The 16,808-nt window shown below is 44.8% G+C and carries 17 protein-coding genes; 12 read left to right on the top strand and 5 right to left on the bottom strand.

All coding sequences use genetic code 11. The features are described from left to right. Nucleotides 1-100: 100 nt before the first annotated feature. Nucleotides 101-1,447, bottom strand: a complete 1,347-nt coding sequence (gene trmFO / locus ACLWBB_RS18365; protein WP_413289020.1) for a methylenetetrahydrofolate--tRNA-(uracil(54)-C(5))-methyltransferase (FADH(2)-oxidizing) TrmFO — start codon at nucleotides 1,445-1,447, stop codon at nucleotides 101-103. Between the two features lie 103 nt (nucleotides 1,448-1,550). Here trmFO and ACLWBB_RS18360 point away from each other — a divergent pair, with 103 nt between their 5' ends. The 4 genes from ACLWBB_RS18360 (at nucleotide 1,551) to ACLWBB_RS18345 (ending at nucleotide 5,281) form a co-directional block, all read left to right on the top strand. After that, nucleotides 1,551-1,949 (top strand): DUF721 domain-containing protein, encoded by a 399-nt coding sequence (locus ACLWBB_RS18360; protein ID WP_413289019.1) that lies wholly within the window; start codon nucleotides 1,551-1,553, stop codon nucleotides 1,947-1,949. Between the two features lie 151 nt (nucleotides 1,950-2,100). Continuing rightward, entirely contained in the window at nucleotides 2,101-3,534 is a 1,434-nt protein-coding gene (locus tag ACLWBB_RS18355; RefSeq protein WP_413289018.1) for a TonB family protein, read from the top strand. 62 nt (nucleotides 3,535-3,596) lie between these two features. Next, complete coding sequence (locus ACLWBB_RS18350; RefSeq protein WP_413289017.1) at nucleotides 3,597-4,115, top strand: RNA polymerase sigma factor; 519 nt, start codon at nucleotides 3,597-3,599, stop codon at nucleotides 4,113-4,115. Beyond that, complete coding sequence (locus ACLWBB_RS18345; protein WP_413289016.1) at nucleotides 4,112-5,281, top strand: AgmX/PglI C-terminal domain-containing protein; 1,170 nt, start codon at nucleotides 4,112-4,114, stop codon at nucleotides 5,279-5,281. Before ACLWBB_RS18350 ends, ACLWBB_RS18345 begins: the two co-directional genes overlap by 4 nt. 2 nt (nucleotides 5,282-5,283) lie before the next feature. Here the strand turns inward: ACLWBB_RS18345 and ACLWBB_RS18340 are convergent, their stop codons facing one another. The 4 genes from ACLWBB_RS18340 to ACLWBB_RS18325 are packed head-to-tail and all read right to left on the bottom strand — an operon-like array spanning nucleotide 5,284 to nucleotide 8,102. Further along, nucleotides 5,284-6,090 (bottom strand): MlaD family protein, encoded by an 807-nt coding sequence (locus ACLWBB_RS18340; protein WP_413289015.1) that lies wholly within the window; start codon nucleotides 6,088-6,090, stop codon nucleotides 5,284-5,286. 1 nt (nucleotide 6,091) lies between these two features. Continuing rightward, the gene (locus ACLWBB_RS18335) at nucleotides 6,092-6,817 is read right to left on the bottom strand and encodes an ABC transporter ATP-binding protein (protein ID WP_413291625.1); all 726 of its coding nucleotides are present in this window, start codon (nucleotides 6,815-6,817) and stop codon (nucleotides 6,092-6,094) included. Next, nucleotides 6,814-7,602, bottom strand: coding sequence for an MlaE family ABC transporter permease (locus tag ACLWBB_RS18330; protein ID WP_413289014.1), 789 nt, complete (start codon nucleotides 7,600-7,602; stop codon nucleotides 6,814-6,816). Before ACLWBB_RS18330 ends, ACLWBB_RS18335 begins: the two co-directional genes overlap by 4 nt. Next, nucleotides 7,602-8,102, bottom strand: a complete 501-nt coding sequence (locus ACLWBB_RS18325; RefSeq protein WP_413289013.1) for a hypothetical protein — start codon at nucleotides 8,100-8,102, stop codon at nucleotides 7,602-7,604. Before ACLWBB_RS18325 ends, ACLWBB_RS18330 begins: the two co-directional genes overlap by 1 nt. 229 nt (nucleotides 8,103-8,331) lie before the next feature. Here ACLWBB_RS18325 and ACLWBB_RS18320 point away from each other — a divergent pair, with 229 nt between their 5' ends. The 8 genes from ACLWBB_RS18320 to ACLWBB_RS18285 all read left to right on the top strand — a co-directional run bounded on the left by ACLWBB_RS18320 (nucleotide 8,332) and on the right by ACLWBB_RS18285 (nucleotide 16,808). After that, on the top strand, nucleotides 8,332-11,160 hold the full coding sequence (locus ACLWBB_RS18320; RefSeq protein ID WP_413291624.1) for a tetratricopeptide repeat protein: 2,829 nt from the start codon (nucleotides 8,332-8,334) through the stop codon (nucleotides 11,158-11,160). Nucleotides 11,161-11,167: 7 nt separating this feature from the next. Further along, the gene (locus tag ACLWBB_RS18315) at nucleotides 11,168-12,019 is read left to right on the top strand and encodes a sigma-54-dependent transcriptional regulator (RefSeq protein ID WP_413289012.1); all 852 of its coding nucleotides are present in this window, start codon (nucleotides 11,168-11,170) and stop codon (nucleotides 12,017-12,019) included. Further along, entirely contained in the window at nucleotides 12,016-12,417 is a 402-nt protein-coding gene (flgB, locus tag ACLWBB_RS18310; protein ID WP_413289011.1) for a flagellar basal body rod protein FlgB, read from the top strand. The genes ACLWBB_RS18315 and flgB overlap by 4 nt, the downstream gene beginning before the upstream one ends. A gap of 70 nt (nucleotides 12,418-12,487) precedes the next feature. Beyond that, complete coding sequence (flgC, locus tag ACLWBB_RS18305) at nucleotides 12,488-12,931, top strand: flagellar basal body rod protein FlgC (protein ID WP_413289010.1); 444 nt, start codon at nucleotides 12,488-12,490, stop codon at nucleotides 12,929-12,931. 71 nt (nucleotides 12,932-13,002) lie between these two features. Beyond that, on the top strand, nucleotides 13,003-13,341 hold the full coding sequence (gene fliE, locus ACLWBB_RS18300; protein WP_413289009.1) for a flagellar hook-basal body complex protein FliE: 339 nt from the start codon (nucleotides 13,003-13,005) through the stop codon (nucleotides 13,339-13,341). A 23-nt stretch (nucleotides 13,342-13,364) separates the two neighbouring features. Next, entirely contained in the window at nucleotides 13,365-15,017 is a 1,653-nt protein-coding gene (gene fliF / locus ACLWBB_RS18295) for a flagellar basal-body MS-ring/collar protein FliF (RefSeq protein ID WP_413289008.1), read from the top strand. Beyond that, complete coding sequence (gene fliG / locus ACLWBB_RS18290) at nucleotides 15,014-16,048, top strand: flagellar motor switch protein FliG (RefSeq protein ID WP_413289007.1); 1,035 nt, start codon at nucleotides 15,014-15,016, stop codon at nucleotides 16,046-16,048. The genes fliF and fliG overlap by 4 nt, the downstream gene beginning before the upstream one ends. Then, nucleotides 16,035-16,808 (top strand): FliH/SctL family protein, encoded by a 774-nt coding sequence (locus ACLWBB_RS18285; protein WP_413289006.1) that lies wholly within the window; start codon nucleotides 16,035-16,037, stop codon nucleotides 16,806-16,808. The genes fliG and ACLWBB_RS18285 overlap by 14 nt, the downstream gene beginning before the upstream one ends.

The raw sequence follows: 16,808 nt of genomic DNA, 5'->3' as shown, positions 1-16,808 counted from the left end.
ATTTGAGGACGATTCGTGTACGTTCGAGATCAATAAATCTTTATAAAACGCCTGTGTTCGAAGCGTTCCATTACCTATAGCCTATGAAAATTCGCGAACATTAAATCCAGTTCTGGAGCGCTTCTCGTGCTTTTTGAATTTGTACTTCTTTGCGCGCCTTCTTGTCCCGATGAAGTTTCTTCTCTTGAAGAGCAGCGATATCGGCTTCGCCCAATGGTGGGAGCAATGCAAAGTTGATATTGGTCGGTTGGAAATGCTCAGCACGAGTAGGGTCTGTGATTGCTTCTAAAAGGGAGCCCATCGCCGAAGAGCGTGGTGGCGGAGTGAACACCATGTCTTGAAGTTTTTGATCCAAGAACTTAGCTACCATCAAGCCTACACAGGTCGATTCAAAGTAACCTTCGACCCCGGTGATTTGTCCTGCAAAGAACAACCATGGATCGCGTTTGCTGGAAAGATCACAGCTCAAGCTCTTTGGAGAGTTGATATAGAGATTGCGGTGAATGCTACCAAGCTTTAAGAACTCGGCATTTTCAAGGCCAGGGATCATGCGGAAGACACGCACTTGTTCGTTGTAAGCCATGCGGGTTTGGAAACCCACCATGTTATAGGCAGTGCCTTCTTTGTTATCCTGACGAAGTTGAACGACCGCATAGGCATAGCGACCCGTTTTTGGATTATCAAGACCCACAGGTTTCATCGGACCAAAACGCAGAGTTTGATCTCCGCGATCAATCATCGTTTCAATCGGCATGCAGCCTTCAAAGAAGTCGGTTGTTTCGAAATTTTTAGGTTCGATTTTTCTAGCGGCTTTTACTTCTGCAATGAAGCGTTCGTATTCTTCTTTGTTCAGTGGACAGTTGTAATAGTCGCCGGTGCCCTTGTCATAACGGTCGGCTTTCCAAGCGATATCGGTATTGATGGACTCAGTTTCAATAATCGGCGCGATCGCATCGAAGAAGTACATGAACTCGTTACCGAAGTGACGTTGCATGCTTTCAGCCAATGAATCATGAGTCAAAGGACCTGTTGCGATTACAGCAGGACGGGGAACTTCTTCGAGGTTATTGATCACTTCATTACGAACTTCGATATTTGGATGATTGCGAATCATCTCAGTCACTTTGGCTGAGAACACTTCGCGGTCCATGCCGAGCGCTTGACCCGCAGGAACTTGTGCATGAAAAGCTGCTTCAAGAATTTTAGAACCGAGTTTTTGTGCTTCCCATTTAAGTTGGCCAGGAGCAGAGATTTCACCAAGGCTGCCAAAAGAATTCGAGCAAACAAGCTCAGCAAATTTACTGGTTTTATGTGCAGGGGTCATAGTCTTGTCGCGCATTTCAAAGAGCACGACTTGATAACCCATTTCAGCAAGTTGCAGAGCACATTCACTTCCGGCAAGGCCGGCACCAACAACACTGATTTTTTTGGTAGACTTTGGATTCATTGGACCTGTCTACAGATACTTAGGGGTCTTGACAAGGAGTGATAAGGCCACCAGGGGAGTTTTTTCACAGGATTTAAGCCCGTGGCTGTGCTAGAGCTATTTTATGCGTGAACAAGATCCTAAATCCAAATTTAGCCTCGGTTCTGAGGTCCTTCAGCGTTTGTTTGAAAGCGGCAATTCGCCACTTTCCGAACAATTCATGCGTTGGAAGCTTTGGGCTCGTTGGGGAGAGTTTGTAGGCCCTACGGTCGCGCAAAATACAGAGCCCGTGGGCTTTTACCGCGGTACTTTGTATCTTTGGGTTCGCAATAGTTCGTGGATGCAGCAATTGACGTTTATGAAGGACCCGATCCAACATGCAATCAATCAGAAATTGGGCCGTCAGTTTATTAAAAACATTCGCTTCACTTTAGATCGTCGTGAAGTTCCGAATCAGCAAGCAGCCCAACAAGAATTCAAAAACGTGATTTCGAAGATCGCGCCAGAAAACGACGAAGACTAAGTTATTAAAATAACGGTGCTTTTCTGTCTTAAAAAAAGCCACTAAGAAAACCTAAGGTCCCTCGTTGTTAGTAGGAGAACCCAACTAACAAGTGAGGTGATATTTGAACTCTCCTGTCAGTGTTCCAAAGCCTACTATCGCGTCTCCCGTTATGAAATCGGTTCCAAATGAGGAGCCATCGTTTAGGAAAAAGAAGAAAGGGCAAAAGACTTTTGCTCCGAGGAGTGAAACGCAAGACTTTAGCACTCAGCTTCGGCAAGGCAAAGGCAGTGTCGTCGAAGTGATTCTTACGTGGAAAGAGCGGCTGCTTACAACTTATCACTATACAAAGCCTGGTCTTGTGCGAGTAGGTGCAGACGGTAGCTCGGGACTTTCTTTACCTGTCGGCTTGTGCCCTCAGGGATGGCCGTTACTAGAAGTGGGGTTAGAAACCCGTATTGCTGTAACACCGGATATGAAAATAGAACTTATTACCGCTGACGGACGGACGCCCTATGACGAGTTAAGACAGCAGGACAAAGTTCAGCACGTCGTCGGAGCTTCTGCACTTAAGCTCGAGCAAGGCGATATTTATTTTATTTCTTTCGCCAATAGTGATTTGCAATTGTATATCCGTTTTGTTCCTCAGCCGCCGACAGTACCACTTCCTCCGTGGATATTTCGCAGCTCTGAGGTAACGGGGATCGCAGTGTCGATGATTTTACTTTATCTATACACAACGATGTCTGTGAAACCCGTCAAAGAACTCCAAGAAGAGATTCCCGCGCAGATTATTTTTGCAAAACCAACTCCGCGTCCTCAGGCGCCAGTGCAAAAGGTTGTAGTAGAAGAGCAGGTGATACCTGAGAAGATCACAAAGCCCGCGGCATCTAAAGCAGCAGGTGGTGCGACTGCGAAGTCCTCACAAAAAGGTGGAGTGAAACAAACAACAAATCCTGCAGCCAGTGCCAAGACTCGTGATGTCAGCAAAATGGGAATGTTCTCGGCTCTAAATAGCGGTGGTATCAGCAAGCGTCTCAGTAAAACATATGATGGCAGTGGAGAAATTCTTGGTGCTGCAAACACGGCAACAGGTTCTGCCGGAGCAGATAAAGATATTGCTGGCGATGGTTTCGGACGTCTTAAGTCCGTTGGGAATGGCGCGCAGGGAACTTCGACAGTGGGTATCACTGGTCTTGGCACCAAGAACGGCCGAGGCACGGGCTATGGCAGCGGTGTGGGCCTTGGAGAAAAAGGCTCTGTTTCTATTCAAGCAGCAGGCGATGAGGAAAACTTTGTCGGCACCATTGACCGCGAAGCTGTGCGGCGAGTGATTCGAGGTGGTCTTCGTGAAATCCGCGGATGTTACGAAAGAGAATTGAGCAAGCTGAACAGAACTCAAAATCTTGAAGGCAAAGTGGTGATCGAGTGGACGATTGCAGAGCAAGGAAGAGCTTTGAATGTCAGAGTTAAAAGCTCGACACTTGGAAATAGGGCCGTTGAGAATTGCGTGAGAGATCGTTTAGCAAACTGGCAGTTTCCTGATCCACCACCCGGAGGTGTTGCTGAGGTGAATTACCCTTTCTATTTTAGAGCGGAAAATTAAGAAAAGACTGGAAAAGATCCAGGGATCGTCGCTACTATGACCAAGTCCGAAGTGGAGGTTGCTTGAACAAAAACCAGTGGTTTGCAGACATTCTACATCTTTATGAAAAGCGTCTGCTCCGCTATGCGTTTAGCAAAGTACCAAGAGACTTGGCTCATGAAATTGTGCAAGAATGTTTTTTAAGACTCTGGCGCGAAGGCTCCTCCCGTATCGAAGGTCGCGAAGGTCCCTGGCTGTTTAATGTGACTCGTAATTTGTGCCTTGATTGGATTAAAGGCGAAGGTAAAAGACAGACTTCGCCTATTGAGGATGTGCCACTGGCTGCGACAGAAGCTTTGGCTTTAAACAAAATGCTTCAGGCCGAAGAAGAGAATCAGTTACTACAGATGATTTCGCATCTTGATGAAACTCACCAAGAAGTTCTGCGCTTAAGATTTCAAGAGGATTTTTCCTATAAAGAAATCAGTGAAATCACGGGCCATTCTGTTTCTTACGTAGGAGTGCTTATTCACGAGTCTGTCGTGAGTCTGCGTAAAGGTCTTCTCCAGAAGAACTCGAAAGCACAAGGAGATGCCGTATGAAAAAATATACTGAAGATCCAAGAATCACGGCGTACGCTCTGGGCGAACTTCACGGAGCTGAGGCAGAGGAAGTCAAACGCCTCGTGGCTCAAGATCCTGAACTTCAAAGATACGTCGAAGAGATTCAAGGAACGGCAAATAGTTTGTCGGTTCTGTTTAAGCAGGAGGAACTTGTTCCATTAAAACCTGCACAACGTGAAAAGCTTGAAGAGCTAACGAAACCTCGCTGGTCTTTCAAGGCTGTGTGGGGTGGGTTAGGAGCTACACTCGCGGTCGCGGGTCTTGCGTTTGTGATTTCAACACAGGAGATGGAAGTACCAGAGCCTGAGGCTAAGAATGAAGTGATAGCTCAAGTAGTTTTCGATAAGAAGGCCCCTTCTGTTGACCAGAGTGGATCGAAAAAAACGAGAGTCGCAGAAGACGTGCAAATAGGATATGCCGCTGAAGAAAAAATTGAAGAGAAACCAAAGCAGGTGGCTAAGTCTAAGAAGTTTACTTCTGTTAAACAGGGGGGATCTCTTAAACAAGAAGAGACGACGGTTGCGAATGCTCAAAATGCGAATAAAGACGCTAACAAGGTAGGAATGCTTTCGGCCTTTGGTGGCGGCGGTATGAGAAAGAATCTTGATAAAGCTTACTCTGGCTCCGGAGATCTGGTTGCAGGTGGCAAGAGTACTGACGGTGCAGGCGACGATATTGGTTCGAAGTTCAAAGATACAGCGGCTGGCGGTAAAGGCACTGCCACTCAAGGTATCGCGGGTGTTGGAACGAAAGGCCGAGGAGTTGGTTATGGCGCTGGGAACTCTTTAGGAGCTGGTGGCACGCTAACTATCGATCTTGGCGGCGCAGAGGAGCATTTCGAAGGGACTATTGATCGCGAAGCTGTCCGTCGTGTGATCCGTGCAGGTCTTGGCGAGATCCGTGGTTGCTATGAGCGTGAGGCAAAAAAGCTCTCAGAATCCCAACGACTGGAAGGTAAAGTGATTATTGCGTTGAAAATCAATGGTCATGGAAGAGCGGTGAGCTCTATCGTTCAAAGCTCAACGACGGGAAATAGTGATTTTGACAATTGTGTAAAGACGCGCTTTTCCACATGGAGATTTCCAGATGCACCGGAAGGTTCAGCAATTGTACATTACCCGGTCTATCTGAGAATCGAAAACTAAGGTTACTTCTCTTCGCCTTTTTCAATCGACGTGCGCATGAGGCTTTTCATATAGCTTTTGCGTGCAGAGCCACCCAGCATGGATTTGATTTGATCATGCACGGTAGGGTCGTTGATCAATGCACCCAGCGTGCCCTGGCCTTTATCCAACTTTGTAAGAACGCTGTCTAAGCGGTCCATAGTTGATTTTAGCTTTCCGCCATCGCCTAAACCCTCAGCTAGTTTTTGAGTAGCTGCAGCGGTTTTGTCGATCTTTGCTGTAGCTGTGCTGAGGTTCTCTAAGATTTTGTCAGTACGGCTATTTGCATTCAGAGACTTTGTAAAGCGATGCATCTCATTGATGATATCGAAGATCTTTTCAGCCTCGTTACCACGCTCAGAGATAATTCCTAAGATGTCCGTAGCCTTCGCAACCTCAATCACGGCGCCATCTTTCAACGGTGGTGCTTTAGGATCTCCCGGAATGATAAAGATATACTTATCACCCAAGGCACCTTGAGTACGGATTTCTACCAAAGAACCTTCCGTTACTCGTGGCATGAACTCATCATCCACTAAAAGAACGAGGTCGATCAAATTCTGTCCAGGCACGATCTTGATATCTGTCACATTACCAACTGTAATCCCCGAGAAAGAAACCACAGAACCTTCCGCCAAGCCCTGTACTTGCTCAAAGTGCGCATGCAACGTGGTATATCTTTTAAAGAAAGCTCTATCGGCTCCGAGCATGAAAATCGATCCTAGGATTAAAACCAAACCGATCGAAAGGAAAAGACCGACGCGTAGTTGGGTTTTTAAGTTCGTTTCCATTTTACAGTTCCTCTCCCGCAATAAACTTTGCAATCGTACTTAGGCTGTCAGAGTCCAGTTGAGACATCGTTCCTTGAGCTTCGATTTTACCATTCAGAATCATCGCCATTTTGTCGCAAACGGCATTGGCTGTTGGCATATCATGAGTCACTAGAATTGATGTTACGCCCTTTGCTTTCAGGCGTAAGATCAAGTCTTGGATTTTCTTTGTGTTGAAAGGGTCCAAACCTGCAGTAGGCTCGTCATAAAGGATGACTTGTGGATTCATCATCATAGCGCGCACTAGACCCACGCGTTTTTGCATACCGCCTGAAAGATTGGCTGGATAAATGTTTTCATTTCCTTCAAGGCCGAACTCGGCAAGGCTTGAAAGAACACGGTCTTTAATTTCTTTTTCAGAGTATTGAAAATGTTCACGAAGCGGGTACGCCAGGTTTTCATAAACCGTCATAGAGTCAAAGAGTGCACCATTTTGAAAGGCGTAGGCCACTTTTTTACGGACCTCGAGAAGTTCGCGCTCGTTCATATGAGTGATATCGACGCCTTCAATGAGAATTTTACCGCTGTCCGGTTTTTCTAAACCGATTAGACTGCGCAAAATCACGCTCTTTCCGGTTCCGGAACCACCAATGAGTCCCATGCACTCACCTTTTTTAACGGTAAAGGTGATGCCTTTGTGAACTACCTTGGTGCCGAATGATTTTGTGAATTCTTTGATTTCGATCATAGCCACTTCACAATCATCCAGAAAACTTTTGAAAGGAAGAAATCACCGATTAAGATCAAGATCGAAGAAACCACCACGGCTTTTGTGGTAGCAATACCTACTTCTTTCGCGCCATTTTTAACATTTAGGCCGAAGTAACAAGCAGGCAAAGAAATGAACATGGCAAAGAAAAAGGTTTTGCCGAAGCCAGAGAGATAATCATCAAGGCTTGCTGTCGACATTATCTTAATATAGTAGAAGTTCGGGTCCAGGTTCAGCTCTGTCGCACCAACGATCAAACCGCCAAGATTCCCAATGATATTTGCGAAGGCGACAAGAACGGGCAAAGTAATAAGACATGCCAATACTCTTGGAATCACGATCTTCTTAATAGGCGAAGTACCCAAAGCACGGATCGCGTCTATTTGTTGTGTTACAACCATCGAACCAATTTCACTGGCGATACCAGCACCTACACGAGCCGCTAGCATCAAGCTTGTGAACATCGGACCGATTTCGCGTAAGATTGTCGCGGCAACAAGTTTAGGAACGTAAAGCTTACCGCCGAATTTCTCCAGACCTAGACCGAACTGCAATGCCATTACCATGCCAATGCTGCCAGAGGTGATCAGCACCAAAGGAGCCGAGCGATACCCCACTTGATACATTTGTTCTATCACCAGTTTCCAATAGATCTTACCTTTAAAGGTTTCACGCATCACCTGACCCGTAAGCATACCAAGACCGCCGCAGAAGTAGACGATCTCAAGTAAGAATGCGGTAAAAGGGAGTGCGAATTGTTCCATTAAGGCGCCTTAAAACTTTCTTTGAATTTGTCGAAGACTTTGGCTTCGTCGTCGAAGTTTTTAAGAAGACCACCGTAGCTGAGTGTGTAGTTGCAATTGTTTTTCTTAAAGACCACAAGTTCTGTTTTTACAGGAACGCCATCCACTTCGCCTTGCGCTTGTGTATGCAAAGCTTCGCGGCCATTAAAGGTAACGTTGTCACTTTTTAAGATTTTGAGTTTATCCAAGACAGCCAGGGGCTCACCTTCAAGCTGTTGCAGTGTTGGATCTGCAGTACCATTACAGTCAGAAATAAATGAAATGGTATTTCCTGTTTTTGCGCTTAACCACGCCTTATCTGCTGAAGACACTTTGATATCTTCATACGGTTTTCCTGGATCTGTGTACTTCACATCCTTTGCAGGTGTACCAGTTCCTGTCGGAATTTTCACAGACACGCAGGCTCCCAACAGGAACACCGCGGAACAGAATATGAGATTTCTGAGCAGATGGTTTTTCATGCTATGCTCATCGGCCAAAAAACTAAAAATCCTCAGTACTTGAAATCACTTCCGGACTTTGGATGATCTCGACTTTCAACGAGTGTCATGAGTTTGTCGGATACCGACAAAAATCAATGGGTCATTTTTGCCCAGCTGGAAAATATTTGCCATGGAGCCTGTTTCTGGCCTGGCACACAAGGTGCAATGGAGTATTTCTGATGGACTGTCTTTAAAGTTTGTTCAAGGAGTGAGCAAATTGAAATTGCGAATCAGCGTTGTTAGCCTGCTCATTAGTCTAGTTTCCGCGTCTGCAGCACAGGCGGAAAAAGTTTCCGGCTTGATCCAAGATCAAGGGGATACTGTGCATTTGGAACTCACCGGTCAGCAGAATTGGGACTATGACCTTCGTCGTGCGGAAAAAGGCGGTAAAACTTATTTGCAGTTAACCGTCAGTGCGATGGATGAAGCTTCTTTGCGCAAACTTGCCTCTTTCAAAAGTGACATGGTTACTAATGTCAGTGTTGATAAAGCTGGACCAGACGGCAAATACATCGTCAGCTTTCAAGTTTCTGGTGATGAAGTTGAAAGTTTTGACTACTTAACAGATCAACCTTCGCGCCTCATTGTTGATTTTTATGTGAACTCTCAGAATAAAGTGAAAACTGCGGAAGTTCCTGCTCCTAAGAAAGAGGCTTCAGCTGGTAAGCCAGCCGTTACTGAGCTTCCTGAAAAAGGAGCTAAGCCTGCGGAAACTTCTGAGAAAGAGAAAACTGCAGTCACTAAACCTGGAAAAGATGGCAAGGCTCGTAAGCCTGCGACTGCGGATGTGTTGGTTGTGAAAAATGATGGTGCGAACTCTCATGATTCTACACCGAGCCGTTCTGGACTTTTTGACGGTGGCGATCCTAACTTTGAACGCTTCTCAATAAAAGACTACGAAATCAAAGAAGACTCTATCATCCGCAGCAAAGATAGTTACTTCATCCCGTATCCTATGATTCGTGCCGAGAATCACTATTGGGAGAAGATGAAAACAGCTGCTCCTATTTATGAAATCGCTCCACAAAATACGGATGAAAATAAACAAGCTCGCTTGTTATGGACGCTTTTTGAAAACAAACGTTATGCAACTTACCTTAAAACTGAGGAGTGGTTTCATAATAAGTATCCTCAATCAGAATACGACAGCTTGATCGACTTCATGACTGCCGATGTATACAAAACATTATGGCAAGATAAAGAAGATCCAAAGTACTACGAGATCGCTCAAGTTAAGTACAAACAAGCCATTCAGAAAAATCCAAAATCACCGTTGGTTGAAAGAACTTCGTTGATGTTGGGAAATATGGCTTTGGATAAAGGCGATTCCCTCGATGCAATTCGTTTGTTCAACGAACATATCGAAAAAAACTATGCAGGCAAGCCTGATGCAGTCTCTAACGACTTGGCGCGAATGGGAACTGGCGTAGCTTACATGAAGCTGAATCGTCACCAAGAAGCTGCCGAGATTTTTTCAAAACTTGCGAAGGATAGCGCTCACAAAGAAATCAAAGCAGAGGCAGCTTATCGTGAAGGTGATGTTTACGTTCAGGCAAAAAATTACCAAAAGGCTGTTGATACTTATAAAGAAGCCATCAAAAAATTCCCTGATTTCCAGAACCAATATCCAAATGCCTACTACAACCAAGCTGAAGCTCTTTTCGGAATGGGTGCCTACCGTCAAGCTTTGGATGTGTATTTAGAATTCATGAAAAAGTTCCCTTCTCATGAGCACGCTGCGTTTGCCATGACTCGTATGGGAGAACTTCTTGATATTCTCGGTGCGGATAAAGCTCGCGTAATGGGCGCATATCTTGAAACTTATTTCCGTTATGGCGAAAGTAACAATGCCATTGTCGCGCGCTTACGTCTGACCAGCGCTCGTATGAAGGGCATGAAGCCAAAAGAAACCGAAGCTGCGACCAAAGAGATTTTGTCATTGGTGAAGAAGCTCGATATCCCAAACATCGAGCAGTTCGGTACTATTATGATCTCTGAAGGTTATGGCGCCCGCAAAGAGCATGAGAAGGCGATCAAATTGCTGACGGACTATTATCAGCAAAATCCAACGTCTGTAGATCGCGAATTATTTAAAAAACGTATCATTGGCAACATCACAGATGAAATTCACGATCAAGTGGCTTCTGGGGATTTCATCAAAGCTTTGAAAACTCATAGCAAGTATGCCGAGAACTGGCTTAAAAACAATGATCGCATCGATACTCGTTTCTATTTAGCAGAGTCCTTTGAAATGGCTGGGGCTAATAGTGAAGCCGAGAAGCACTATCGCGATGTTTTGAATCAAGTTTACGCAATTAAAGGTTCTAAAAGAGAAAAAGAATTGGCGATCACCAATCAGAAACCAACCGAAGATGAATTGAATCTGCGTTTGGCGGTGACAACGTATCAGCAAAAGAAGCTCAATCAGTCTTATGACTATTTAAAGAATATTAAGACACCTGAAAATCTGAGCGAAGATCAACAAATTGAACGTGTGCGTATTGCTGTGGATTTGTTGGAAAAACGTGGCGATCTTGATTCTTCAGTTCGCTATTTGACGGAACTTTTGCGCACATGGAAAGGTCAAGCTCACTTGGTGGCAGAACCTTATTTAAGATTAGCACAGCTTGAAGTCAAGCAAGGCAAACCAGAGTCAGCGATCGAGTCTTTGAAAAAAGTTGATGTATTAATGGCCGATTCTAAAAACGTTCCAGAAAACGTTCATGCAAAAAGCTTAGAGATGGTAGGTCAGCTCTACCTAGATAAAAACGATGGCGAAAATGCAATTGGTGCTTTCGACAAGTTGTTAAATACATATGAAGAAAAAAGACCTTTGGCTTCTATCCGTTACAAGATGGGGCAGATTTATTTCAAAAAAGGCGATGTGCAAAAAGCTGCCGATGTTTGGAGTAAGTTGAAAAGTCATAAGAGTCAGTTTTGGTACAACCTTGCCCAAGAGCAGCTGAAAAACTCTGAGTGGCGAGGCGATTATAAAAAGTATATTGATCGCATTCCCGCAATGTCGAAACAACAGTAGAGGAATTATGTCTGTCATGGATTTTGTGAATTTAGAATTTGCAGACGATAAAGTAAAAAAAGTGCAGGAGATGCTGCCAGCAGTACGTTCTTCTCGTGCTAACGTCTTGATTTGTGGTCCTACAGGGACTGGCAAAACTACTTTGGCGAAGTATTTATTGAACCCAGTAGAATGTGCCTACATCGATGCATCCGAGATTGCTGAAAATTTCAATTTTTCAGCCTTCTTCGAGAATAGCGATCGTGGTGCTTATCTTTTGGAAAATATTGATCGTTTAAGTCCTCAACAACAAAAGAGTTTGTTCGAGGCCCTAGAGAGCTCCGGAACGTTGGAAAAAATACGTGTAGTTTCTTCTAGCCGCGGCAACTTGAAGAGCATGGTCCAAAAAGGGCAATTCCGCGAGGATCTCTATTATCGTCTTACGGTTCTTAACCTGGAGTTGCCAGCTTTGGGTCAAAGATTATGTGACTTAGAAATTTTGGCAAAGCACTTGGTAAGCGTATTTGCGATCATTCATCAAAAATCTAATTTGGTATTAAGCCCCGAGGCACTTGAGAAGATGAAACTATGGAGCTGGCCTGGCAACATCCGCGAATTGGAAAATGTTTTGGAACGCGCGGTGATTTTGGCCGAAGGCTCAGTTATTCAGGCTTCCCACATCGCTATCGAAAGCCCAGAATCCTTGGACGAGTCCGTAGGCTTCGCGGGCATGACTTTATCACAAGTAGAACAAAAACTAATTTTACAGACTTTGCAACTGACGGAGCAAAACCGCACTCGCGCGGCAGAAATCCTCGGCATTAGCATCCGCACTTTACGAAATAAAATTAACGAGTACAGACAGGCAGGTTTAGTATGAGTTTATTCGATAAAACAACGAATGCGCTTGCGACCTCTTTAGCGATGCGACAACTTCGCAACAATGTGACGGTTGCAAATATCGCCAACGCGGAGACGCCAGGATACCACGCTAAGAAAGTAGATTTCGAAGCAGCTCTTGGCAGAGCGATGGATATCGATGGTCTTCGTAATATGAGCACGACCAGCGGAGATCACATTTCAGTTGGTGGACAATCTGCTGCTGTAAGACCCGATGTTTATGAAAACCCAGAAGGTGCGATCAACAACGACGGCAATACGGTCGATCTTGAAAAAGAAATGTCGACCTTGTCCGAGAATACAATCTTGTACAAAACGGCGTTGCAACTGATCAACAAAAAGATGGCAGCATTAAAATACGCAATCGGTGATAGATAGTATCGGCGCATGCCGACAGAACGCAGGCCCAGCGGGCCGGAGTTGAAGTAACTTTTAAAGGGAGGCTAGGATGGCTGACTTTTTTACGGGAATGAGAATTAGCGGAAGTGGTATGGCAGCGCAAAGAATGCGTTTGAATACTATTTCTAGCAACATCGCTAATATTAATACCACGCAAACTCCAGAGGGCGGCCCTTATCGCCGTAAAGACGTGGTTTTCGAATCTATGCCGGACGCAAAAAGCTTCGGTGAAATTGTTTCTCCGACAGCTGCGAACTCTAATTTTCAGAGGGTCCAGGTCAGTGACATCATCTCGGATCAAAAAGCTCCGCTTTTAAAGTACGAACCGGATCATCCTGATGCAAATGAGGAAGGATATGTTGCATATCCAAACATCAACCTCATGGAAGAGATGACCAATATGATACAAGCTAGCCGTTCGTATGAGGCGAACGTGTCAGCTATGCAGGCAACGAAAGACATGGCTTTGAGCAGTCTCGAGATTGGTCGGTAAGTAAGCTTAACTATTTGAAATGAGTAACGGATTGTAGGGTTTCTAGAGTAGAATAAAAGTAAGGAAAGACCATGGCAGGCTTTACAGTAACAAATGCGAATAAGTTTTTGGACACGGGCGCAATTCGTGATTCAAAATCTCTGACTATTGATCAACCACTATCGCCGGGTTCGGTGGGTGAAACTCAAGGTGCGAGTTTTGCCGATACTCTGAAGGGTGCGATCGAAAACGTCAATCAATTGCAAAAAGCTTCTGATAAAGCAGCTCAAGATTTAGCAACTGGAAGAACCGACAACGTTGCAGATGTGATGATTGCGACTGAAAAAGCAGACATCGCTTTGCGTGTAATGGTGCAAGTAAGAAATAAGATCATTGATGCTTATCAAGAAATCATGAAGATGCAGGTTTAATTTAGGACAACAAAGGACGTAACTTGAATAAGATTTTCGGCGGTATCATAATTCAGTTCAGAGAGTTCTTCAAAAACTTGGGTCCTACCAAGAAACTCTCTATCATTGCTGTCACAGTGATTTCACTCATCACACTGATGACCATGATCTTCATGGCTTCAGGCAGAGACTACGTTGCTTTGTTTAAGGACATTGCTCCTGACCAAATCACAACGATGGCTGCGAAGTTAAATGGGATGAACATTCCATATCGTTTGAGCGAAGATGGTAAATCCATCTTGGTTCCGAAGGAGCTTTTATACTCGACACAAATGACTTTGATGTCGGAAGTAGGCTCTGCAAAAATGGGAAGCGTGGGTCTTGAGCTTTTTGAAAAGCAAGACTTCGGAATCAACTCATACGCACAAAAAATCAACTATCAACGAGCTCTTCAGGGCGAGTTGATGAGAGCAATCAACACCTTGACCGCCGTGAAACAATCCAAGGTGATTTTGGCTCTTCCAAATAAGAAAACTTTCTTAGAAGAGGGTGGCCACCCGACAGCTTCCGTTGTTTTAGAACTTCATCAAGGTAAAGAACTGACTGCGGACCAAATCCGCGGGATTCGTTATTTGGTAGCTAACGCCGTGGAAGGTCTTGATGCCGACAAGGTCACGGTATTAGATGAGCGTGGTAAAGTTCTAACTCGTAAGAGCGATGGCTCTGTAGCTGGTTCTGATGAACTCTTGGATTTGAAAGCGAAAGTTGAATCAGAACTTCAGGATCGTATCGAATCCATCTTGTCGAAGGTGGTGGGTCACGCAAAAGTCATCGCGAAAGTCGATGCGACACTCAATCACCGTATCGTAAGTTCTGTAGAAGAGCTTATTGATCCAGACAAAACAGCAATCCGCAGTCAACAAAGTGAAGAAGAGTCTTTGGATGGCTCACGTACGAATCCAGCCGGTGTTCCGGGGTCTCGTGCTAATCTTCCAGGCGCAGAAGATGCTGGCCAAGTCGGTTTCAAGCAAGATGTTAAGAAAGAAATCAAGACAACCAACTTTGAAGTTCCAAAAACAATTCGTAACGTCAAAGAAGCGGCCGGAAATCTTGAGCGTATCAGTGTTGCCGTTGTCGTTGATGGTATGATGCAAACGACGACTAAAGAAGATGGAACGACCGAGACTAAATACGTTCCTCGTCCAGCAGAGGAGCTCGCAAAATACGAGTCTTTGGTTAAAAATGCTATCGGCTTTAATGCGGCTCGTGGCGACAATGTTAAGATCGAAAATATTCAGTTCCAAGCTGAAGACTTCTCAGAGTCCGAGAAGCTTTTGACGAATTTAGAACGTAAGAAGTTCATTCATGCTCTCTTCAAGTGGGCATTGTTGGGCTTTACTCTGGTTCTTTTCTTCTTCATCGTGGTTCGTCCATTCATGCAATGGATTACCGACAGCTTCCAAGACTCTGTCGAGGAGATGTTGCCAAGAACGATCGAAGAGCTCGAAGAGCTTCAGTCCGTGGACAATACATTGCCAGGGATGTCTTCTGCTCTGCCAGTTTTGCAAGAGTCTATTGACCCTGAAAAAGCCGAAAGTGAACTTCTTAAAGATCGCATCATGGGCATTATCAATGTTGATGAAGAAAAAGCCGGAAATGCGTTTGGTATGTGGCTCGTGAGAAAGGATGACCGATGAAGCTCATAAAAGTCGACAATGTTGAGTATGAGAATCTAAAAGGTTTTGATAAGGCCGCAATCCTTATCAATTATCTCGGTAAAGACGCATTAAGAATCCTTCTTAAGCGTTTGGACGATGGTGATATCCGTAAATTGATCAATCAAATGACCAAATACCGCGTTGTACCTGTGCATGTTACTAAACGCGTTTTGGAAGAGTACTATGAAATGATTTCTGAGACGGAGGATTATATCTTCTCGGAACAAACTTCTAGCAAAGACGTTATCGTCGATGCCTTGGGCGAAGAACGTGCCCGCGGCATCCTCGGGGGTTTGAATATCACGACCGGTGGTCAGAGATCCTTGGAGAGTTTGGAGATGGTCGATGCCAAGTCGTTGGCAACTTTCTTGGTGAACGAACATCCTCAGACCGTAGCCGTAATTTTGGCGCACTTAGAGCCAGAGAAAAAAGGCGAGGTTCTGAAACGTTTACCAGAAGCTCTACAAGCCGAAGTTGTACTTCGTATGGCGAACTTGGAACACGTAGATCCTGAGTTGATCCGTGAAATCGATAAAGTTTTGAAACATCAGTTGGCAAACACTGCAACCGTCGAACAAGCCGCTTTGGGTGGTGTTCAACCGGTGGCCGAAATGCTCAACGTTATGGACAAAAATACAGAGACTTCGATCATGTCTCGTTTGGAAGAGAAAGATCCTCTCTTGGCCGAAGAGATCCGCAAACTTATGTTCGTCTTCGACGATATCGTCAAGATCGACGACCGCGGTATCCAGGCACTTCTCAAAGAAGTTCCGAACGACAAGCTTCTGCTCGCTCTCAAAACAGCGAACGAAGACATTCGAGCGAAGATCTTCAAGAATATCTCTGCTCGTGCGGCCGAAATGTTGCGCGAAGATTTATCGAATATGGGACCTTCACGTCTGTCCGACGTAGAGGGAGCACAACAAGAGATCGTGAATGCGGCTCGAAGACTCGAAGCCGAAGGAAAGATCTTGATTGCAAGAGGCGGTTCAGAAGATGCCATGGTCTAGAGCCGTTCTCCCTAAAATTGCGGCCAAAGAAGTGGTGCTTGAGTACGTACCTAAAAAGTTCGAACTCGGCACCCCTAAGCAAGCATTGGACTATCTCGAGGCCAAAAAGCACGGTTCTGATTTCCGTTTGAATGAAACCATTCGGATTCAGACCGGTGTTGATGAACTCGAGAAAATCACTGAAGAGGAAAAAACTGAAGCCCGTGCATTGGAACTTCTTAAGGAAGTCCAAGAAAGTGCTTACAAGGAAGCTTACGAATTAGGTATCAGCGAAGGTCGTCATGAAGCTTTCACAAAGTTTTCTCGAGAAATCGAAGAACAGTTACAGGCTTTAGAGGGCCTTTTAAAATCTTTGGAAGATGCCAAAAAAGAAGTTTTGAATTTCAATGAAGCCCACTTGGTCAAATTGGTTTTCCAAATCGCCAATAAAATCGCACGCGTAGAAGTTGAAAAGAACGATCAGAGTCTTCTGGAAGTTCTTCGTGGCGCGGTAACGCTGGCACAAGACGAGGAAAACATCACAGTTCGTGTTGCGACTGAGCAGCATGAATTCGTGGAAGAATTGAAAAAGCAAAGTGGCCGTCAATTTGAATTCTTAAAGAAAATCAAATTTGAACCAAGCGACGAGATCACTAAAGGTGGTTGCATTGTTGAAACGAACTACGGCGAAGTCGATGCCCGTGTTGAACAACGGGTAGAGTCTTTATGGAGTACGTTGGCTGAAAATATTCCTAAAGTGAAACCAAAAATAGCGGTATAA

It is taken from the genome of Bdellovibrio sp. HCB337 (assembly GCF_047302465.1).
GTDB lineage: Bacteria > Bdellovibrionota > Bdellovibrionia > Bdellovibrionales > Bdellovibrionaceae > JACMRP01.
Note: the sequence above shows the minus strand (reverse complement) of the source record. Positions and strands in the feature narration are given on the sequence as shown.